This window comes from Variovorax durovernensis, from assembly GCF_977011995.1.
The window spans coordinates 492938-512482 of the sequence record NZ_CDRNCW010000001.1 but is presented as its reverse complement, the minus strand read 5'-3'; the positions used below and the strand labels follow the sequence as shown (position 1 = coordinate 512482).

Annotated in this window: 18 protein-coding genes; 14 read left to right on the top strand and 4 right to left on the bottom strand. The window is 68.5% G+C overall.

Translation table 11 applies throughout. The features are described 5' to 3' along the window. Nucleotides 1–133 precede the first annotated feature (133 nt). From ACWV14_RS02375 to ACWV14_RS02345, 7 genes are all read left to right on the top strand, one after another. Nucleotides 134–1846: a hypothetical protein gene (locus tag ACWV14_RS02375; protein WP_454902354.1), complete on the top strand. Its 1713-nt coding sequence runs from the start codon at nt 134–136 to the stop codon at nt 1844–1846. A gap of 133 nt (nt 1847–1979) precedes the next feature. Beyond that, nucleotides 1980–2756 (top strand): MHYT domain-containing protein, encoded by a 777-nt coding sequence (locus ACWV14_RS02370; protein WP_454902352.1) that lies wholly within the window; start codon nt 1980–1982, stop codon nt 2754–2756. Between the two features lie 96 nt (nt 2757–2852). Beyond that, nucleotides 2853–4463: an acyl-CoA carboxylase subunit beta gene (locus ACWV14_RS02365; protein WP_454902351.1), complete on the top strand. Its 1611-nt coding sequence runs from the start codon at nt 2853–2855 to the stop codon at nt 4461–4463. Further along, on the top strand, nt 4460–6412 hold the full coding sequence (locus ACWV14_RS02360; RefSeq protein ID WP_454902349.1) for an acetyl/propionyl/methylcrotonyl-CoA carboxylase subunit alpha: 1953 nt from the start codon (nt 4460–4462) through the stop codon (nt 6410–6412). Before ACWV14_RS02365 ends, ACWV14_RS02360 begins: the two co-directional genes overlap by 4 nt. A 46-nt stretch (nt 6413–6458) precedes the next feature. Continuing rightward, nucleotides 6459–7361, top strand: coding sequence for an SDR family oxidoreductase (locus ACWV14_RS02355; protein ID WP_454902347.1), 903 nt, complete (start codon nt 6459–6461; stop codon nt 7359–7361). Between the two features lie 26 nt (nt 7362–7387). Continuing rightward, on the top strand, nt 7388–8548 hold the full coding sequence (locus ACWV14_RS02350) for an acyl-CoA dehydrogenase family protein (protein ID WP_454902345.1): 1161 nt from the start codon (nt 7388–7390) through the stop codon (nt 8546–8548). 7 nt (nt 8549–8555) lie between these two features. Then, nucleotides 8556–9719: an acyl-CoA dehydrogenase family protein gene (locus ACWV14_RS02345; protein WP_454902343.1), complete on the top strand. Its 1164-nt coding sequence runs from the start codon at nt 8556–8558 to the stop codon at nt 9717–9719. Between the two features lie 23 nt (nt 9720–9742). Here the strand turns inward: ACWV14_RS02345 and ACWV14_RS02340 are convergent, their stop codons facing one another. After that, complete coding sequence (locus ACWV14_RS02340) at nt 9743–11011, bottom strand: DEAD/DEAH box helicase (protein WP_422088706.1); 1269 nt, start codon at nt 11009–11011, stop codon at nt 9743–9745. A gap of 48 nt (nt 11012–11059) precedes the next feature. On the opposite strand from ACWV14_RS02340, the gene ACWV14_RS02335 reads away from it, so the two are divergent. The 5 genes from ACWV14_RS02335 (at nt 11060) to ACWV14_RS02315 (ending at nt 14487) form a co-directional block, all read left to right on the top strand. Further along, nucleotides 11060–11437: a translation initiation factor Sui1 gene (locus ACWV14_RS02335; RefSeq protein WP_454902341.1), complete on the top strand. Its 378-nt coding sequence runs from the start codon at nt 11060–11062 to the stop codon at nt 11435–11437. A gap of 16 nt (nt 11438–11453) precedes the next feature. Beyond that, nucleotides 11454–11690, top strand: a complete 237-nt coding sequence (locus ACWV14_RS02330; protein ID WP_454902339.1) for a DUF3820 family protein — start codon at nt 11454–11456, stop codon at nt 11688–11690. A 180-nt stretch (nt 11691–11870) separates the two neighbouring features. Then, nucleotides 11871–12278: an RNA recognition motif domain-containing protein gene (locus ACWV14_RS02325; RefSeq protein ID WP_081270674.1), complete on the top strand. Its 408-nt coding sequence runs from the start codon at nt 11871–11873 to the stop codon at nt 12276–12278. A 195-nt stretch (nt 12279–12473) separates the two neighbouring features. After that, nucleotides 12474–12962, top strand: a complete 489-nt coding sequence (locus ACWV14_RS02320) for a tripartite tricarboxylate transporter TctB family protein (RefSeq protein ID WP_454902337.1) — start codon at nt 12474–12476, stop codon at nt 12960–12962. Between the two features lie 13 nt (nt 12963–12975). After that, nucleotides 12976–14487 carry a tripartite tricarboxylate transporter permease gene (locus tag ACWV14_RS02315; protein ID WP_454902335.1) on the top strand — a complete coding sequence of 504 codons (1512 nt, stop codon included), beginning with the start codon at nt 12976–12978 and terminating at the stop codon, nt 14485–14487. 128 nt (nt 14488–14615) lie between these two features. Here the strand turns inward: ACWV14_RS02315 and ACWV14_RS02310 are convergent, their stop codons facing one another. Continuing rightward, nucleotides 14616–15374, bottom strand: a complete 759-nt coding sequence (locus ACWV14_RS02310) for a TSUP family transporter (RefSeq protein ID WP_454902333.1) — start codon at nt 15372–15374, stop codon at nt 14616–14618. Nucleotides 15375–15749: 375 nt separating this feature from the next. Here ACWV14_RS02310 and ACWV14_RS02305 point away from each other — a divergent pair, with 375 nt between their 5' ends. Further along, nucleotides 15750–16985, top strand: a complete 1236-nt coding sequence (locus tag ACWV14_RS02305; protein WP_454902331.1) for an ammonium transporter — start codon at nt 15750–15752, stop codon at nt 16983–16985. 18 nt (nt 16986–17003) lie between these two features. Further along, a complete protein-coding gene (locus tag ACWV14_RS02300) occupies nt 17004–17306 on the top strand; it encodes a hypothetical protein (protein ID WP_106936043.1) in 303 nt (100 codons plus the stop codon). A gap of 27 nt (nt 17307–17333) precedes the next feature. Here the strand turns inward: ACWV14_RS02300 and ACWV14_RS02295 are convergent, their stop codons facing one another. Both ACWV14_RS02295 and ACWV14_RS02290 read right to left on the bottom strand, forming a co-directional pair. Continuing rightward, entirely contained in the window at nt 17334–18569 is a 1236-nt protein-coding gene (locus ACWV14_RS02295; protein ID WP_454902329.1) for a pyridoxal phosphate-dependent aminotransferase, read from the bottom strand. Beyond that, nucleotides 18566–19462, bottom strand: a complete 897-nt coding sequence (locus ACWV14_RS02290; protein WP_454902327.1) for an amino acid ABC transporter substrate-binding protein — start codon at nt 19460–19462, stop codon at nt 18566–18568. The genes ACWV14_RS02295 and ACWV14_RS02290 overlap by 4 nt, the downstream gene beginning before the upstream one ends. Nucleotides 19463–19545 lie beyond the last annotated feature (83 nt).

The window sequence follows — 19545 nt, the reverse complement described above, 5'->3', positions numbered from 1 at the left end:
CTGAATGACGGCTGAAGGCTGCGGGTAATCCACAGCAAACGAAAGTCCGCATCCTGTCCCAGGCGCGACGCCGTGGACACGTTCGCCTCCTAGACTGCTTCGCGCATACAGAAACAGAAGAGGAGAAGAACCCATGTCCCGCAGATACTTTCGCGCCGCCGTGATGGCCGCACCCCTCGCCCTGCTGGCCGCCTGCGGCACGGTGATGCCGCCGGCCTCGGCGCCGCCCTCGTCGGCATCGCCGGCTGCTTCGCCCCCACCGCTCGCTCCGACGACGCCGCCCACGCGCCCCGCCGCATGGGCCGCGCCCGAGGCGCTGGTGGCGCCATCGTCCTTCACGGGCGTGCATGGCCTGGCGATCGACGCCAAGGGCCGGCTGCTCGCGGGCTCGGTGCTGGGCAACACGCTGTGGGAGGTCGACCGCGTCACCGGCGCCGCCAAGGTGCTGATCGACGCGCCCGAAGGCCAGGCCGACGACATCGCCGCAGGCCCGAACGGCGAGCTGGCCTGGACCAACTACCTCATGGGCAAACTGCGCTACCGCGAACATGACGGCGCACCGCTGCGCGTGCTGGCCAGCGACCTGCCCGGCCTCAACTCGCTCGACTTCGACCGCCGCAACGGCAAGCTCTACGCCTCGCAGGTGTTCCTGGGCGACGCGCTGTGGGAAATCGACCGTGCTGGCCAGAAGCCGCCCCGGCTCATCAAGAAGGACATGGGCGGCTTCAACGGCTTCGAGGTCGGCCCCGACGGCATGCTCTACGGGCCGCTGTGGTTCAAGGGCCAGGTCGTGAAGATCGACCCCGCCGACGGCCGCATGGCGGTGATCGCGGATGGCTTCAAGGTGCCGGCCGCCGCCAACCTCGACGGCAAGGGCAACCTCTGGGTGCTCGATGCGCGCAGCGGCGAGCTGGTGCGGGTGGAGCTGGCCAGCGGTCGCAAGACCGTGGCCAGGCAGCTGCGGCCCTCGCTCGACAACCTGGCCATCGCACCGGACGGCACGATCTATGTGTCGAACATGGCCAACAACGAGATCCAGGCCTTCGACCCCGCCACCGGTGCGCTGCGCACGCTCACCAGCGGCAAGGTGGCGGTGCCGGCGGGCATGAAGATCGACGGCAACGACCTCTGGGTGGCCGACGTCTTCGGCTTCCGCCGGGTCGACGTGCGCACGGGCGAGGTGCAAGACGTGTTCCGCATGCAGCGCGACCCGGAGCTCGACTACCCGTTCGCGGTCGGCCTGTCGCCCAGGCTGTTCGCACTGAGTTCGTGGTTCACCGGTTCGGTGCAGCTGGTCGACCGCCAGACGCTCAAGACCGTGGAAGTGATCCACGGCCTGAAGGCGCCCTTCGACGCCATCCCCATGCCGGACGGCAGCGTGATCTACGCCGAGATCGCCACCGGCAGCATCACCCGCGCCAGCGGGCCGAAGTTTGCCGAAAAGTCAGTGCTTGCCAGCGGCCTGAGCGGCCCGGTGCAGATGGTGCTGGGCCAGGACGGTGCGCTCTACGTGACCGAGGCGGCCGGCAAGCTGCTGCGCATTCCGCTGGACGCCAGCGCGCCGCTGCGCACCGTGGCCGACGGACTGGCGCTGCCCGAGGGCCTGGCGCAGACCCCGTGGGGTAGCTTCATCGTGGCCGAGAGCGCGGCGCGCCGGCTGGTCGAGATCGACCCGGCCGACGGCAGCCGACGCACCGTCGCGGACAACCTGCCGATCGGCCTGGCGCCCGGCCCGGGCCTGCCGCCGCCTTATGTGGTGACGGGCGTTGCCGTGGGCGCCGACGGCACCGTCTACATGGCGGCAGACCGCAACAACGCGATATATCGAATCCGCGCTGCAAGGTAGGTAACAAGAAGTGTAATTTCCCTGTTTACTTTTTAAAACAAACATTACAAACTGATCGGGACGTCCCAACGGCGTCCCGATCGCATCCGGTTGTCGGGGTCTGCGAGGCGTTTTCTTCTTGAAAGGGAACTGCATGACTCCGCTTGTCGTAGGCCAATTGCTCTCGCCCGAATACACCCCGGGCATGGTCGCCCTCTCCTTCCTCATCTCCTTCGCCGGCTCGCTGGTGGCACTGATCTGCGCGCGGCGCATGATCGGGGCCGACGGCAAGCCCAACCTCGCCGTCGTGGCCTGCGCCGCCGTGGCGCTGGGCGGCATCGGCATCTGGTCGATGCATTTCATCGGCATGCTGGCGTACCGGCTGCCGGTGCCCGTCTCTTACAACATGCCGCTCACGGTGGTGTCGCTGGTGGCGGCCATCCTGATCTCGGGCATTGCGCTCTACATGGCCGGCGGACGGCGCCACTTCAGCCGCTCGGGCTGGCTGGCCGGCAGCCTGCTGGCCGGGCTCGGCGTGTGCGTGATGCACTACATGGGCATGTACGCCATGAACATGCGCGCATCGATTTCCTTCGACATCGCAACGGTGGGGCTGTCGGCGCTCATCGCCGTCACGGCTGCCGCCGCCGCGCTGTGGCTGGCGTTCAACCTGCGCAAGTTCACGCACCAGGTCGCGGCCGCCGCGGTGATGGGCGTGGCAGTGTGCACCATGCACTACGTGGGCATGAGCGCGGCCAGCATGATCTGCACCGCGAGCGCACCCGCCGACGCATTGGCCATCGGCGGCAGCTACATGGGCCTCATCGTGTTCGGCACGGCCGGCGCGGTGCTGATCTTCATCTACTGGGTGGTCACCGGCAACAGCCTCGACACGCCGGTCGCCGCCGGGCGGCGCCCGCACCCGGGCTGACGCGCGCCGGCTGACCAGCCAATTGGCGCAAGCGGGCGCGAGGACCCGCTTCTACAGTCTGTGCAGAACGAAAACACACGATCCGCACAGACTCCCATGCCCGTCATCGAATCCCGGCTGCACGCGGCCAGCGACACCTTCCAGGCCAACCGCACCGGCATGCTCGCGCTGCTCGAACAGGTGCGGGCGCACGAGGCCCGCGCCGCGGCGGCGTCGGGCGCGTCGGCCGAGCGCTTCGCAAGGCGCGGGCAGCTGCTGCCGCGCGAACGCCTCGCGCTGCTGCTGGACACAGGCGCGCCCTTCCTGCCGCTGGCCACGCTCGCGGGGCTGGGCCACGACAACCCTGATCTGTCGAAGAGCGTGCCCGGCGGCGGCCTGCTGTCGGGCATCGGCCAGGTGTCGGGCGTGCGCTGCATGGTCAACGCCTCCGACTCGGGCATCGACGCCGGCGCGCTGCAGCCCATGGGCCTGGACAAGCAGCTGCGCGTGCAGGAGATCGCGCTGGAGAACAAGCTGCCCTATGTGCAGCTGGTGGAAAGCGCCGGCGCCAACCTGATGCAGTACCGCGTGCAGGACTTCGTGCGCGGCGGCAACATCTTCCGCAACCTCGCGCGGCTCTCGGCGGCCGGGCTGCCGGTGGTGACGGTGACGCACGGCTCCTCGACCGCCGGCGGCGCCTACCAGACCGGCCTGTCCGACTACATCGTGATGGTGCGCGACCGCACCCGCGCCTTCCTGGCGGGCCCGCCGCTGCTGAAAGCCGCCACCGGCGAGATCGCCACCGAAGAAGAACTGGGCGGCGCCGTGATGCACACCCACATCTCGGGCCTGGGCGACTACCTGGCCGAAGACGACCGCGACGCCATCCGCATCGCGCGCTCGATCCTCGGCGGCATCGACTGGGCGCGCGACGAAGCGCCGCGCCAGTTCGCGCCGCCGCGCTACGACGCCGAAGACCTGCTGGGCATCATGCCCAGCGACGGACGGCGGCCGGTGGACATGCGCGAGGTCATTGCGCGCATTGCCGACGGCTCGGAGTTCCTGGAGTTCAGCGAACACTACGGCAGCGCCACTGTCTGCGGCCACATCCGGCTCGAAGGGCATGCGGTCGGCATCGTCACCAACAACGGCCCGATCGACTCCGACGGCGCGACCAAGGCCACGCACTTCATCCAGGCCTGCTGCCAGTCGCGCACGCCCATCGTCTACCTGCAGAACATCACCGGCTACATGGTGGGCCGCGCGCACGAGGAGGCCGGCATCATCAAGCACGGCGCCAAGATGATCCAGGCCGTGACCAACGCCAGCGTGCCGCAGATCACGCTGCACTGCGGCGCCTCCTACGGCGCAGGCAACTACGGCATGTGCGGCCGTGGCTTCGCGCCGCGCTTCTGCTTCAGCTGGCCCAACGCGCGCACCGCAGTGATGGGCGGCGAGCAGGCCGCGAAGACCATGGCCATCGTGATGGAGGCCGGCATGGCGCGCAAGGGCGCCGTGGACCACGCGAAGATCGACGCGATGCAGCAGCAGATCGTCGAGCGTTTCGACCGGCAGATGAGCGTCTTCACCACCAGCGCGCTGCTGCTGGACGACGGCGTGATCGACCCGCGCGACACGCGCGCGGTGCTGGCCGAGGTTCTCTCGGTATGCCGCGACGCCGATGCGCGCGTGCCGCAACCCATGCAGTTTTCGGTGGCACGGCCATGAGCACGAATTTCCGGAAGATCCTGGTTGCGAACCGCGGCGAGATCGCGGTGCGCGTGATGCGAACCGCGCGTGCCATGGGCTGGCGCACCGTCGCCGTTTACTCCACAGCGGATGCCGACGCCGAGCATGTGCGGCTAGCCGACGAGGCGGCGTGGATCGGCGAATCGCTGCCCGCGCAGAGCTACCTGAACATCGCCGCCATCATCGACGCGGCACGCACGAGCGGCGCCGATGCGGTGCACCCCGGCTACGGCTTCCTGGCGGAGAACGCCGCGTTCGCGCAGGCCTGCAGCGACGCGGGGCTGGTGTTCATCGGGCCTTCTCCGGAAGCCATTCGCGCGATGGGCGACAAGGCCGGCGCCAAGCGGCTGATGCAGGCGGCGGGCGTGCCGTGCATTCCGGGCTACCAGGGCGAAGACCAGGGCGCCGCCAGGCTCGCGGCGGAGGCTGAGCGCATCGGCTGGCCCGTGATGATCAAGGCGACGGCGGGCGGCGGCGGGCGCGGCATGCGGCTGGTTTCTTCGGCCTCAGGCTTCGCGGAGGCGCTGCAGAGTGCTCAGTCCGAGGCGCTCAATGCCTTCGGCGACGCGACGGTGATCCTGGAGCGCGCCATCGTCGCGCCGCGCCACATCGAGATCCAGGTGTTCGCCGACCGGCACGGCAATGCGATCCACCTTGGCGAGCGCGACTGCTCGGTGCAGCGGCGGCACCAGAAGGTGATCGAGGAAGCGCCCTCGCCCGCCGTGTCCGACACACTGCGCCAACGCATGGGCGCCACCGCCGTCGCCGCTGCCAAGGCCATCGCCTACGAGGGCGCGGGCACACTCGAATTCCTGCTCGACGCCGACGGCCAGTACTGGTTCATGGAAATGAACACGCGCCTGCAGGTGGAGCACCCGGTGACCGAGGCGGTGACGGGCCTGGACCTGGTCGAGCTGCAATTGCGCGTGGCGGCCGGCGAGCCCCTGCCGCTGGCGCAGCAGGACGTGCGCATCGCCGGCCACGCCATCGAAGTGCGGCTGTGCGCCGAAGACCCGCTGAAGGGCTTCATGCCGCAGAGCGGCACGCTCGCCGCATGGCGGCCTTCGCCGGCGCTTCGCACCGAACATGCGTTGCGCGACGGCGCGGCCGTGCCGCCGTTCTACGACTCGATGATCGCCAAGCTCGTGGCGAGCGGCCGCACGCGCGACGAAGCCCGCCGCAAGCTGATCGCCGGCCTCGCCGACAACGTGGCGCTGGGCGTCGCGACCAACCAGCAGCTGCTGCAACGCGCGCTCTCGCACGAGGTGTTCGCCGGTGGCGGTGCGACGACCGCCTTCATCGCCGATCACCTCGATGCGCTGCTCGCGCCCGATGCGGCCACCGACACACAGGCCGCACTGCTGGCCGCGCTGCTTCTGCAACTGGGCGAGCGCGGCCGGCCCTCTCCGCTCGCGCACACGCTGCCGAACGCGCTGCGCTTTTCGCTCGACGACACGGTGCATGCTGCCCGCGTGACGCCACGCGGCACAGGCCGCTTCGACATCGCGCTCGACGAGGGGGCGCCGGCACAGGTCGCATTGCTCGCGCTGCCCGGCGACGGCACGGTGCGCTTTTCATGCGGCGGGCTTTCGGAGCAGGCCTTCGTCGTGCGGGACGCGGGCCGCGTGAGTTTCCATTTCCGCGGCCGAGCCTTCCAGCTGGACGACCTCACGCATGCCGCCGTCGCGCGCGCCGATGCGGCGGGCGGCGACGGCCTGCTGCGCGCGTCGATGAACGGCCGCGTCATCGCGCTGCTCGCGGCCGAGGGCGACACCGTCGCTGCCGGGCAGCCGCTCGTCACGCTCGAGGCCATGAAGATGGAGCATGTGCATTGCGCCCCGCGCGCCGGCCGCGTCGCCGCGCTGCACGTGGCGGTGGGCGCGCAGGTCGCGGCCCGCCACGTGGTGGCCGAGATTGCCGACACCTGATGAAACCGGTCGCAGCCATTTACGCAGTTTCCAGAAAGCATTTCGAATGAACGCATCTCCTGCGAGCTACCGCTCCATCTTCACGCCCGGCCTCTTCGGCGGGCAGGTCATCGTGGTGACGGGCGGCGGCTCGGGCATTGGCCGCTGCACGGCGCACGAACTCGCATCGCTCGGCGCGCAGGTCGTGCTGGTCGGCCGCAAGCCGGAGAAGCTGGAAGCGGTGAAGGCAGAGATCGAGGCCGCGGGCGGCAAGGCCGCCACGCAGGCCTTCGACATCCGGCAGGAAGACGCGGTGCAGGGCGCAGTGGCCGCCATCGTCACGGCGCATGGCCGCATCGACGGACTGGTGAACAACGCGGGCGGCCAATACATCACGCCGCTGGCGGACATCTCGGCCAAGGGCTGGGAGGCGGTGATCCACACCAACCTCACGGGCGGCTTCCTGGTCGCGCGCGAGTGCTTCGTGCAGAGCATGCGCGCGCACGGCGGCGCCATCGTCAACATCGTGGCCGACATGTGGGGGTCGATGCCCAACATGGGCCACAGCGGCGCGGCGCGCGCGGGCATGGTGAGCTTCACCGAGACCGCCGCGCTCGAATGGGCCGCGAGCGGCGTGCGCGTGAACGCCGTGGCGCCGGGCTACATCGCATCGAGCGGCATGGACCACTACCCGCCCGAGGCCGGCGACATGCTGCGCGCCATGCGCAAGACCGTGCCCGCGGGCCGCTTCGGCACCGAGGCCGAGACCTCCGCCGCCATCGCATTCCTGCTGAGCCCGGCTGCCAGCTTCATCAGCGGCAGCGTGCTGCGCGTGGACGGCGCGCGGCCGCAGGTGCGCATGGGTTGGCCGATGGCGCTGCCGGACGCGCAGGCACGGCAGCGCCTTGCCGTGAAGCCCTTCGACGGATTCCACCTCGCGCAGACGCCGCGCGTGTTCCAGGACAAGTAAAGAACGAAAGACCGGAGACACACCTCATGCAGTACACGCACGAACACCTCGAGATCCAGAAAACGCTGCGCCGCTTCATCGACGAAGAAATCAACCCGCGCGTGGACGAATGGGAAGAGGCCGAGATCTTTCCCGCGCACGAGGTCTTCAAGAAGCTCGGCAACCTGGGCCTGCTGGGCCTGAACAAGCCCGAGGCCTTCGGCGGCGGCGGGCTCGACTATTCGTATGCGATGGCCATGGCCGAGGCGCTGGGCCACATCAGCTGCGGCGGCGTGCCGATGGCCATCGGCGTGCAGACCGACATGTGCACGCCGGCGCTCGCGCGCTTCGGCAGCGACGAGTTGCGCCGCGAGTTCCTGGCGCCGGCCATCGCGGGCGACATGGTCGGCTGCATCGGCGTGAGCGAGCCCGGCGCGGGCAGCGACGTGGCGGGCCTGAAGAGCCATGCGCGCAAGGACGGCGACGACTACCTCATCAGCGGCCAGAAGATGTGGATCACCAACAGCCTGCAGGCCGACTGGATGTGCATGCTGGTCAACACCAGCGACGGACCCGTGCACCGCAACAAGTCGCTCGTGATGGTGCCGATGGACAGCCCCGGCATCGAGAAGGCGAAGAAGATCCGCAAGATCGGCATGAATTCGAGCGACACCGGGCTCATCTACTTCGACAACGTGCGCGTGCCGCAGCGCTACCGCGTGGGCGAGGAAGGCCAGGGCTTCGTCTACCAGATGCAGCAGTTCCAGGAAGAGCGGCTGTGGGCGGCCGCGAGTTCGCTGGAGCCGATGGAAGACTGCATCGCGCAGACCATCGAATGGGCGCAGCAGCGCAGCATGTTCGGCGCCACGCTGGCCGACCAGCAGTGGGTGCAGTTCAAGCTGGCCGAACTCAAGACCGAGGTGGAGGCGCTGCGCGCGCTCACCTACCGCGCCTGCGACCTGCATGTGCAGGGCCAGGACGTGCTCGAACTCGCGTCGATGGCCAAGCTCAAGACCGGCCGCCTCACGCGGCAGGTGGCCGACACCTGCCTGCAGTTCTGGGGCGGCATGGGCTTCACGCTGGAGAACCGCGTGTCGCGGCTGTACCGCGACGGCCGGCTGGGCTCCATCGGCGGCGGCGCGGACGAGGTGATGCTGGGCATCCTCGCGAAGACCATGGGCATCGCCAAGCGGCCGCCGCGCGGTTGAGCACGGCATGGACGCCGAACTACAGGCCGACCGGGCGGCGCTCGCCGACACGGTACGGCGTTTCGCCGAAAACGAGATCGCACCGAACGTGCAGGCGTGGGACGACGCGGGCGAGTTTCCGCGTGCGCTGTACACGCGCGCCGCCGAGCTGGGCTTGCTAGGGCTGGGCTACCCCGAAGCGCTGGGCGGCACGCCCGCCTCGTATGCGCTCAAGCTGCCCGCGTGGGTTGCGCTCGCGCGCCACGGCAAGAGCGGCGGAGTGCTCGCGAGCCTGTTCTCGCACAACATCGGCCTGCCGCCGGTGGTGCTGCACGGCAGCGAAGCAGTGCGCCAGGAAGTGGCGCCGCCGGTGCTGCGCGGCGAGAAGATCGCGGCGCTGGCCATCACCGAGCCCGGCGGCGGTTCCGACGTGGCCGCGCTGCGCACCACGGCACGGCGCGACGGCGACGGCTACGTGGTGAACGGCGAGAAGACGTTCATCACCTCGGGCATGCGCGCCGACTGGATCACCGTGGCGGTTCGCACCGGCGAAGGGCGCGGCGCGGGCGGCATCTCGATGCTGCTGGTGCCGGGCGATGCACCGGGCCTTTCGCGCACGCGCCTGTCGAAGATGGGCTGGCTGTGCTCCGACACCGCCACGCTGCACTTCGACAACGTGCGCGTGCCGGCGCGCTACCTGCTGGGCGACGAAGGTGCTGGCTTCCGCATGATCATGGGCAACTTCAACGGCGAGCGCATCGGCCTTGCGGCGGGCGCCCTGGGCTTCGCACAGGCCTGCCTCGACGAGGCGCTGGCATGGGCGCGCGAGCGCAGGGCTTTCGGTGCCGCACTCATCGAGCACCAGGCGGTGCGCCACAAGCTGGTCGACATGCAGATGCGCATCGCCTCCACCGAGGCCTGGATCGAGGCGGTGTCGGCCGACGGCGACGCGCTCGAGGCGGCCGGGCGCTTCAACGCACCCGAATGGGTAGCGCAGATCTGCCTGCTGAAGAACCACGCCACGCAGACCATGCAGTTCTGCGCCGACCAGGCGGTGCAGATCCTCGGCGGCATGGGCTTCATGCGCGGCACGGTCAGCGAGCGCATCTACCGCGAAGTGAAGGTGATGATGATCGGCGGGGGTGCCGAGGACATCATGAAAGAGCTGGCGGCCAGGCAGCTGGGCTGGTAGGGCCGCCGCCGCATCCTCTCTGTTCAGCCTTCGCTCTTGCCGCCGGCAGTGTCGCGTGCCGCGGCGCGCAGCTTGTCCTTCTTGCTCGGCCGCTTGCCCTTGATGCCGCCCGTGCCCGACGCATCGACCACCGGCGGCGCCACCTCCGTCGGCTCGAAGCCTTCGACCTGCTCGCGCGGCAGGCTCAGGCCCTGGCGCTTCTCGATCAGGCGGAAGTGCGCCTCGCTCGCCGCGCTCACGAAGCTGATCGCCAGGCCGCTTTCTCCCGCGCGGCCGGTTCTGCCGATGCGGTGGATGTAGTCGGTCGGCGAGCGCGGCAGGTCGTAGTTGATGACCACCGGCAACTGCGCGATGTCGATGCCGCGCGCGGCCAGGTCGGTGGCGATCACCACGTCCCAGCGGCTCTGCTTGAACTGCGCAAGGATGTCGGTGCGCGTGCCCTGCGCGATGTCGCCGTGGAAGGGCACGGCGTAGATGCCGTTCTTGTAGAGCTTCTCGGCCACGGTCTGCGCGGCATGCTGCGTGGCGACGAAGACCAGCACACGGTCCCACTCGCCTTCGTGCTGCTTGAGCAGGTGGCGCAGCAGCTGCGTGCGGCGCGCGGCGTCGACCTCGATCACGCGCTGCACGATGTTGGGCTCGGTGCCGGGCTCGCCCTGCACGTCGATGACGGCGGGGTCGCGCAGCGTGGCGTCGGCCAGCGCCTGGATGGCGGGCGGGAAGGTGGCGGAGAACAGCAGGTTCTGGCGCTGCTTAGGCAGCATCGCGAGGATGCGGCCCAGCTCTTCGGCAAAGCCGAGGTCGAACAGGCGGTCGGCCTCGTCGAGCACCAGCGTGGCGACGGCGTCCAGCCGCAGCGCGTTGTGGTCGGCCAGGTCGAGCAGCCGGCCGGGGGTGGCGACGACGATGTCGGCGCCGCCGCGCAGGCTCATCATCTGCGGGTTGATCGACACGCCGCCGAAGGCGACGACGATCTTCAGCCGTTCGGGCAGGTGCTGCGCGAGGCTGCGCAGGGTCTCGCCGACCTGGGCCGCGAGTTCGCGCGTGGGCACCAGCACCAGGGCGCGCACGCGGCGCGAGGAGCCCTGCTGGCGCTCGGCGCCCAGGCGCTGCAGCAGCGGCAGGGAAAATGCGGCGGTCTTGCCGGAGCCGGTCTGCGCCGAGCCCCGCACGTCGCGGCCTTGCAGAATCGCGGGGATGGCCGCGGCCTGGATGGCGGTCGGTGCGGCATAGCCGCTTTCGGCGGCGGCGTGCACGAGCGCGGGGGCCAGGCCCAGTGAATCGAATGGCATGTGAGCAGACAGAGAGAGAAACCCGGTAACAGAGAAGAGATGGATCGAATGGCGACGACGAAAAGCAATCAGGCCGGCAGCACCCTGGTGTATTCCACCGAGGCGGGCGGGCGCATGTGCCCCGGCTGCGGGGCGCCGGTGGCGCAGTGCCGCTGCAAGGAACTCAAGGCGCGCCTGCCGGCCACTGACGGCATTGTGCGTGTATCGCACGAAACCAAGGGACGCAAAGGCAAGGGCGTGACGGTGGTCAAGGGCGTCGCGCTCGATGCCGCGGGCCTCACGGCGCTGGGCAAGCAGCTGAAAACGGCCTGCGGCTCGGGCGGCACGGTGAAGGACGGCGTGATCGAGATCCAGGGCGACCACCGAGAACTGGTGATCGCGGCGCTCGCCAGGCAAGGCTACACGGTCAAGCGCGCCGGCGGCTAGAAGGAGAAAACCGCCGATGAACCCCGAAGACCTGCAGCGGCTCGTGACGCTCCAAATGCCTTTCGGCAAGCACAAGGGCATGCTGATTGCCGATTTGCCCGGAAATTACCTGACCTGGTTTGCACGCGAGGGTTTTCCCTCAGGAGAAATTGGCCGGCTGCTCGCCTTGATGCATGAAATAGACCACAACGGGCTCTCGGACCTGCTCAAACCGTTGCGAAACCGCCCGTCGGCCCGCGATGTTTCTCAATAACACACGAATTTCCCACCCTTTTTGCAATTGCGCTGGATAATCCGGCTTACGTGTCTGTGAGCCTTGTCTCCCGTGCACGTATTTTGGTGATCGGTCAGTTTCGCGCCACAGCGCATTTTGTTTGTTGTGATTCTGGGACTCCATCGCTTTGTTTTGTTGGTTTGAATTAGGAGTCCCTCAATGGGCAAGAAACTCTACGTAGGCAACCTCGCCTACTCCGTGCGTGACAACGACCTGGAACAGGCTTTCGGCGAGTTCGGCTCGATCGTCAGCGCCAAGGTCATGATGGAACGTGACACCGGCCGTTCGAAGGGCTTCGGCTTTGTCGAAATGGGTTCGGATGCTGAAGCACTCTCCGCCATCGAAGCCATGAACGGCCACTCGCTGCAGGGCCGCGCCCTGACGGTGAATGAAGCCCGTCCGATGGAAGCTCGTCCCCCCCGCACCGGTGGTGGCGGCGGCTACGGTGGTGGTGGCGGCGGTGGCGGCTACGGCGGTGGTGGTGGCGGCTACGGCGGCGGCGGCGGTGGCCGCAGCGGTGGTGGCGGCGGCTACGGCGGCGGCGGCGGTGGCCGCGGCGGCTACTAAGCCCTCACCCACACTCCGAGAGCTCCGGCTCTCCGAATGAAAAGAAAGCTCCTTCGGGAGCTTTTTTCGTTTCAGGGCGAGCGAAGCCGGGACAACCCTTGCCCTGCGGTACGCATTTGTTCGTACCGTGCCGGTCAGCCAACGGTCAGGCCCGCAGAACGACCCTCGTCTCTCCATAACAAGAGGAGAGAGACAGTGCGCATCAAGAGCCAGGCAGACTTCTTTTCAGGAGTCATGTTCACCACCGTGGGGGGCGCGTTCGCGATCGGCGCGACCACCTACACCATCGGCAACGGCGCCCGCATGGGCCCCGGCTACTTCCCGTTGATGCTCGGCATCCTGCTGGCCGTGCTCGGGATCATCATCATGTTCCAGGCGATGGTGGTGGAAACCACCGACGGCGATCCGATCGGCAAATGGGCCTGGAAGCCGCTGGCCTTCGTGCTCGGCGCCAACCTGGCCTTCGGCGTGCTGCTGGGCGGCCTGCCCAGCGTCGGCGTGCCGGCCATGGGCATGATCATCGCGATCTACGCGCTCACGATCATCTCGAGCATGGCGGGCGAGCACTTCAAGCTGCGCGACGTGCTGATCCTCGCGACCATCCTGGCGGCCGGCAGCTATGTGGCCTTCATCTGGGCGCTGAAGCTCCAGATCCAGGTCTGGCCCACTTTCATTTCGGGCTGAGGAGAGAAACACCATGGACCTGATCCACAACCTCTCCATCGGTTTCGGCGTTGCCTTCACCTTCACCAACCTGCTGTACTGCCTGGTCGGCTGCATCCTGGGCACGCTGATCGGGGTGCTCCCCGGCATCGGCCCGGTCGCGACCATCGCGATGCTGCTGCCCGCCACCTACGCGCTGCCGCCCGTGTCGGCGCTGATCATGCTGGCCGGCATCTACTACGGCGCGCAGTACGGCGGCTCCACCACCGCCATCCTGGTCAACCTGCCGGGCGAGTCGTCCTCGGTGGTCACCTGCATCGACGGCTACCAGATGGCCAGGCAGGGCCGCGCGGGGCCGGCGCTCGCCGCGGCGGGCCTGGGCTCGTTCTTCGCGGGCTGCGTGGGCACGCTGATCCTGGCCGCCTTCGCACCGCCGCTGACCGAGCTGGCCTTCAAGTTCGGCCCCGCCGAATATTTCTCGCTGATGATCCTGGGCCTGATCGGCGCCGTGGTGCTGGCTTCGGGCTCGCTGCTCAAGGCCATCGCGATGATCGTGCTGGGCCTGCTGCTCGGCCTGGTCGGCACCGACGTGAACTCGGGCGTGGCGCGCTACAGCTTCGACATCCCCGAGCTGACCGACGGCATCGGCTTCGTGGTCATCGCCATGGGCGTGTTCGGCTACGGCGAAATCATCGGCAACCTCTCGCAGCCGGACGACGAGCGCGAAGTGTTCACGCACAAGGTCAAGGGCCTGTGGCCGACCAAGGAAGACTTCAAGCGCATGACGCCCGCGGTGCTGCGCGGCACCGCGCTGGGTTCGGCCCTGGGCATCCTGCCGGGCGGCGGCGCCCTGCTGGCTTCGTTCGCCTCGTATGCGCTGGAGAAGAAGATCAAGATGCGCCCCGGCGAAGTGCCCTTCGGCAAGGGCAACATCCGCGGCGTGGCATCGCCCGAGTCGGCCAACAACGCCGGCGCGCAGACCTCCTTCATCCCGCTGCTGACGCTGGGCATTCCGCCCAACGCGGTGATGGCGCTGATGGTGGGCGCTATGACCATCCACAACATCCAGCCCGGCCCGCAGGTGATGACCAGCAACCCCGAGCTGTTCTGGGGCCTGATCGCCTCGATGTGGATCGGCAACGCGATGCTGATCATCCTGAACCTGCCGCTGATCGGCATGTGGATCAAGCTGCTGACGGTGCCCTACAAGTTCCTGTTCCCGGCGATCGTGCTGTTCTGCGCCATCGGCGTGTACTCGACCAACAACAACACCTTCGACGTGTGGATGGTGGCGGCCTTCGGCTTCATCGGCTACCTGTTCATCAAGCTGCGCACCGAGCCGGCACCGCTGCTGCTGGGCTTCATCCTGGGGCCGATGATGGAAGAGAACCTGCGGCGCGCGCTGCTGCTGTCGCGCGGCGCCTGGAGCGTGTTCGTCACGCGGCCGCTGTCGGCCGGGTTGCTGGTGGCCGCCGTGGCGTTGCTGGGTATCGTGCTGCTGCCGGCCATCAAGGCCAAGCGCGAGGAAGCCTTCGTGGAGGAATAGGCTCGCCCCCAGGCTGCGCGCACTTCGTGTCGCTTCGCCTTCCCCCTACCGGGGGCAACACCTGTGGGCCGGCAGAGCCGGTTCCGCGGTGTTTCTGGAAAGAAACGGCCCGGAGTTCCGGGCCGTTTTCATTTGAGGAACGCGTCGTAGGCCGTCTTGAGGATCAGCGCGCTCACCACCACGATGAACACCACCCGCACGAAGCCCGCGCCGTGCCTGAGCGCCACGCGGGTGCCCAGCAGGCTGCCCGCCACGTTGGCCACCGCCATCACCAGCCCGTAGTGCCACCAGACGTGGCCCTTGGCGGCCAGCAATATCAGCGCGGCGGCGTTGGTCAGGGTGTTGATAATCTTGGCCGAGGCCGAGGCGTTGAGGAAGTCGTAGCCCATCCAGCGCACGAACAGGAACACCAGGAAGCTGCCGGCGCCCGGGCCGAAGAAACCGTCGTAGAACCCGATGGACAAACCGATGGTGCAGGCCGCCAGCGTCTCGGCACGGCCGCTGAAGCGTGGCGCATGCAGCCGGCCCATGTCCTTGCGCGCCAGCGTGTAGAGCAGCACGCCCAGCAGAATGACCGGCAGCGCGCGGCGCAGAAAGTCGCCCGGAAACAGCGTGACGCCCCAGGCGCCCAGCATCGAGCCGACAAAACCGAGCAGCGCGGCCGGCCACAGGGCGCCCCAGCGCATCTGCACCCGCTGGCTGAATTGCGCGGCGGCGGCGGCCGTGCCCCATATCGACGCACTCTTGTTGGTGCCCAGCAGCGTGGCCGGTGGTGCACCTGGGAACACGGCAAACAACGCCGGCACCAGAATCAGCCCGCCTCCGCCCACGAGCGAATCGACAAAACCCGCGAGCAGCGAGGCCCCCGTCACCACCAGCATTTCCATAGGGGGCGGATTCTCTCACCTGGTGGCGCTATCAAAACAGTAGCAGGAGACGGCGTCGTTTCAGGCCGTGCGGGCATAAAAAAGGCGCCGACCAGCGGCGCCTTTCAAACTCAAACACGGCATCTCGTACGGAGCCTTTGAAGCATTTTTTTCTAGTTGCTTGGAAACTGTCTCCTCGGACCCTCGGCAGCACGAGCAGGGCCCGTTCGCGAGTGGCGTGACTTTAGGGCGTGCACCGGCCCAGTGCATTAGGAATTACCCGCTTTGCATTAACTCGGAAGGCAGATTCGCAAACCAAAGTGTTTCTGCTAGTTAACGACGTGGCACGACTTGTGCACGTCCAGCCACAGTCCAACACTCGAAGAAGAAACGACCATGGCACTGGCATCGCAAGCCTCCATCAACGCGGCAGACACCGCCTGGATGATGACCTCGACCGCGCTGGTGCTGCTGATGACGCTGCCCGGCATCGCGCTCTTCTACGCTGGCATGGTGCGCCGCAAGAACGTGCTGGCCACGATGGCGGCCGTGGTGGCAGTCGCCGCGGCGGTGTCGCTGACGTGGTTCGCGGTGGGCTACTCGCTGGCTTTCACCGAAGGCTGGCCGTGGCTCGGCGGCGCGGGCCGCTTCTGGTTCTCGGGCTTCGAATACCTGAAGGAGGCCGGCCAGGTGGCGGTGAGCCACGTCGCGCCCAACGTGCCGGAGTCGGTCTACGCGATGTTCCAGCTGACCTTCGCGATCATCACCACCGCGCTGGTGCTCGGCGCCTTCGTCGAGCGCATGCGCTTCTCGGCGGTGCTGTGGTTCGCGCTGCTGTGGAGCGTGCTGGTCTATGCGCCGATCGCGCACTGGGTGTGGGAGCCGGGCGGCTGGCTCGCGCAGATGGGCGCGCTCGACTTCGCGGGCGGCTCGGTGGTGCACGTCAACGCGGGCATCGCGGGGCTGGTGTGCGCCTACGCGCTGGGCCCGCGCAAGGGTTACGGGCGCGAGGCCTTCGAGCCCTACAACCTGGCGTTCACCATGATGGGCGCGGGCCTGCTGTGGGTCGGCTGGTTCGGCTTCAATGCGGGCTCGGCGGTGGCGGCCGACGGGCGCGCGGGCCTGGCGATGCTGGTGACGCACATCGCGGCGGCGGCCGGCGCCATGAGCTGGATGCTCGGCGAGTGGATCGTGCGGCGCAGCCCCTCGCTGCTGGGCCTGTGCTCGGGCCTGGTGGCCGGGCTGGTGGCCATCACGCCGGCGGCCGGATTCGTCACGCCGCTGGCGGCGCTGGCCATCGGCGCCATCGCGGGGCTGGCGTGCTACTGGGGCGCCACCGGGCTGAAGCACATGCTGGGCGCGGACGACTCGCTCGACGTGTTCGGCGTGCACGGCATCGGCGGCATCGTGGGCGCACTGCTCACGGGCGTGTTCGCCGACGCGCGCATCTCGGGAGCCACGGGCGACGTGCTGACGCAGGCGATCGCGGTCGGCAGCGTGGCGATCTACAGCGCAACGGGAACGGCGGTGGTGCTGTTCCTGGTGCATGTGATGGTCGGGCTGCGCGTGGAAGCCGACAGCGAAATGCTGGGCCTCGATCTTGCACAGCACAAAGAACAACTGGGGAGTTGATCCACTGACGGAGGAACCATGCCATCCATGTCCGAAAGCGAACGCATCGCCCTCGCAGCCCGCCTTCACGTGGCGCTGCGGCGAAAGCATGGGCGCGTGACCGACACCGAGTGGATGGCGACCAACGCCGAGTACGCCGCCGAAATCGTGCGCATGACGCGCGCGCACGCGGCCGACACCAAGGACGAGGAGCTCTACCAGCTCGCCACGCGGCTGGAGCAGGCGATGGAGCCGCTGGCGCGCGCGGCCCGGCTGGCGGCGCGGCAGCCCGACGGCCAGCCGCCCACGCCGCCGCCGCGCTATGTGGGCGGGCTGCGCTGAGGCGCCCGCCGGCCTCGGCTCGTCAGCTCACTCGAGGGCTTCGCAGGCCGCGACGATGCGCTTGCACGCTTCTTCCAGCTGCGGCATCGAAGTCGCATAGGAGATGCGGAAGTACGGCGCCAGCCCGAACACGCTGCCCGGCACCACCGCCACCTCGAAGTCCTGCAGCAGGTAGCGGCAGAAGTCGCTGTCGCTTTGCAGCACGTCGCCGCCGCGGGTGCGCTTGCCGAGCACGCCGGCGCAGCTCGCGAAGGTGTAGAACGCGCCTTCGGGCACGCGGCAGCCCAGGCCCGGCGCGCGGTTCAGCGCGGCCACCACGAAGTCGCGGCGCGCCTGGAAGTCGGCGCAGCGCTCGGCCACGATGTCCTGCGGGCCGCTCAGCGCCTCGATGGCCGCGGCCTGGCTGATCGACGAGGGGCACGAGGTCGTCTGGCTCTGCACCACGGCCATGGCCGCGATCAGCGCGCGCGGACCCGCGCCGTAGCCGACGCGCCAGCCGGTCATGGCATAGGCCTTGGACACGCCGTTGACCGTCAGCGTGCGCTCGCGCAGGCGCGGCTCCACCACCGCCGGCGTCGCGAACGCGAGCCCGTCGTAGAGGATGTGCTCGTAGATGTCGTCCGCCAGCACCCACACCCGCGGATGGCGCAGCAGCACATCGCACAGCGGCTTCAGTTGCCCGGCGCTGTAGGCCGCGCCGCTCGGGTTCGACGGCGAGTTCAGGAAGATCCAGCGGGTGCGCGGCGTGATCGCGGCTTCCAGCTGCGCGGCGTCGAGCCGGAAGCCGTTCGCCTCGGTGCAGGCCACCGGCACCGGCACGCCGCCGCAGACCTGCACGATGTCGGCGTAGGAGGTCCAGTACGGTGCGGGCAGGATCACCTCGTCGCCAGGGTCCAGGCTGGCCATCATCGCGTTGAAGATGACCTGCTTGGCGCCCGCGCTCACGCTGATCTCGTCGAGCGCGAATTCGAGCGCGTTGTCGCGCCTGAACTTGAGCTGCACCGCAGCCTTCATAGCCGGGCTGCCGTCGAGCACGGTGTAGCGCGTGTCGCCGCGCCCGATGGCGCGCACCGCGGCGTCGCGCACGTTCTGCGGCGTGTCGAAGTCGGGCTCGCCTGCACCCAGCACGATCACCGGGCGGCCCGCGCGCTTCAGCGCGTTGGCATGGTCGGTGATGCGCAGGATCTCCGAGACGCCGATGGCGCGCACGCGCTGTGCCGGCTCGAACTCGGCGGAGGTGGTTGCTGCGGTGTCCGTGGTCACTTGGCGTAGCTCTCCAGCGGCTTGTCGTTGGGCTCGGCAACAAGCTGCTTGAGCGTCGCGCTCATCGGCAGGTTCAGGCTGGTGTTCTTCGGCGGAATGGCGGCCACGAACCACTTGGTGTAGATCTTCTCGAGCTCGCCGCTCTTCATCATGCGGCGCAGCGAGTCGTCCACCGCGGCCTTGAAGGCCGGGTCGTCCTTGCGGAACAGCAGCGCGATTGGCTCCGAGCCCAGCGCCTCGCCGACGATGCGGTAAGAGGCGGGGTCCTTCGAGTTGGCGATGATGCCGGCCAGCAGGTTGTCGTCGAGCACGAAGGCGTCGGCGCGGCCCGACTCCAGCAGCAGGAAGCTCTCGAGGTGGTCCTTGCCGAGCATGGTCTTGTACGACACGTTGTTCGCGCGCTCGCGCTTGCGCAGCAGCTGCACGGCGGTGGTGCCGGTCGACGCCGACACGTTGCGCCCCGAAAGCTGGTCGAGCGTGGTGATGCCCGAGTCGACCTTGGTGGCCATGCGCACTTCGCTCACGTAGGTGGTGAGGGCGAAGGCCACCTGCTGCTGGCGCGCGGTGTTGTTGGTGGTCGGGCCGCAGCCGATGTCGAGCGTGCCGTTCTGCACCAGCGGGATGGTGTTCTGCGCCGTCACGGCCATGTATTCGAGCCTGGCCTGCGGCGCGATGTCCTTCAGCACGCGTTCGCACAGCTCGACGTGGTAGCCCACGTACTTCTCGCCCGCGCCCAGCATGTAGGCCATGGGCGGCGAGGCTTCGCGCACGCCGAGCACGGCCTTGCCGCTGGTCTTGATCTTGTCGAGCGTGCCGGTGGCGGTCTGCGCGGCGGCGCCGAACGCGAGCGCGAGCAATGCGACGGCCGCGGCGGTCTTGAAGGGAATGTTCATGGGTCCTATCTCCTGTGGTTTTGTGATCTGCAAGGCGAAGGCTGCCCCCGGGCAGCGGACAGCCCATTCGCAAGACATCGCGC

Bases quoted from the DNA above. Each gene is read 5' to 3' on its own strand.
- ACWV14_RS02375 (WP_454902354.1), top strand. From the start codon at position 134: ATGTCCCGCAGATACTTTCGCGCCGCCGTGATGGCCGCACCCCTCGCC.
- ACWV14_RS02315 (WP_454902335.1), top strand. From the start codon at position 12,976: ATGGACCTGATCCACAACCTCTCCATCGGTTTCGGCGTTGCCTTCACC.
- ACWV14_RS02300 (WP_106936043.1), top strand. From the start codon at position 17,004: ATGCCATCCATGTCCGAAAGCGAACGCATCGCCCTCGCAGCCCGCCTT.
- ACWV14_RS02360 (WP_454902349.1), top strand. From the start codon at position 4,460: ATGAGCACGAATTTCCGGAAGATCCTGGTTGCGAACCGCGGCGAGATC.
- ACWV14_RS02330 (WP_454902339.1), top strand. From the start codon at position 11,454: ATGAACCCCGAAGACCTGCAGCGGCTCGTGACGCTCCAAATGCCTTTC.
- ACWV14_RS02365 (WP_454902351.1), top strand. From the start codon at position 2,853: ATGCCCGTCATCGAATCCCGGCTGCACGCGGCCAGCGACACCTTCCAG.
- ACWV14_RS02335 (WP_454902341.1), top strand. From the start codon at position 11,060: ATGGCGACGACGAAAAGCAATCAGGCCGGCAGCACCCTGGTGTATTCC.
- ACWV14_RS02325 (WP_081270674.1), top strand. From the start codon at position 11,871: ATGGGCAAGAAACTCTACGTAGGCAACCTCGCCTACTCCGTGCGTGAC.
- ACWV14_RS02370 (WP_454902352.1), top strand. From the start codon at position 1,980: ATGACTCCGCTTGTCGTAGGCCAATTGCTCTCGCCCGAATACACCCCG.
- ACWV14_RS02345 (WP_454902343.1), top strand. From the start codon at position 8,556: ATGGACGCCGAACTACAGGCCGACCGGGCGGCGCTCGCCGACACGGTA.
- ACWV14_RS02290 (WP_454902327.1), bottom strand. From the start codon at position 19,462: ATGAACATTCCCTTCAAGACCGCCGCGGCCGTCGCATTGCTCGCGCTC.
- ACWV14_RS02355 (WP_454902347.1), top strand. From the start codon at position 6,459: ATGAACGCATCTCCTGCGAGCTACCGCTCCATCTTCACGCCCGGCCTC.
- ACWV14_RS02340 (WP_422088706.1), bottom strand. From the start codon at position 11,011: ATGCCATTCGATTCACTGGGCCTGGCCCCCGCGCTCGTGCACGCCGCC.
- ACWV14_RS02310 (WP_454902333.1), bottom strand. From the start codon at position 15,374: ATGGAAATGCTGGTGGTGACGGGGGCCTCGCTGCTCGCGGGTTTTGTC.
- ACWV14_RS02350 (WP_454902345.1), top strand. From the start codon at position 7,388: ATGCAGTACACGCACGAACACCTCGAGATCCAGAAAACGCTGCGCCGC.
- ACWV14_RS02305 (WP_454902331.1), top strand. From the start codon at position 15,750: ATGGCACTGGCATCGCAAGCCTCCATCAACGCGGCAGACACCGCCTGG.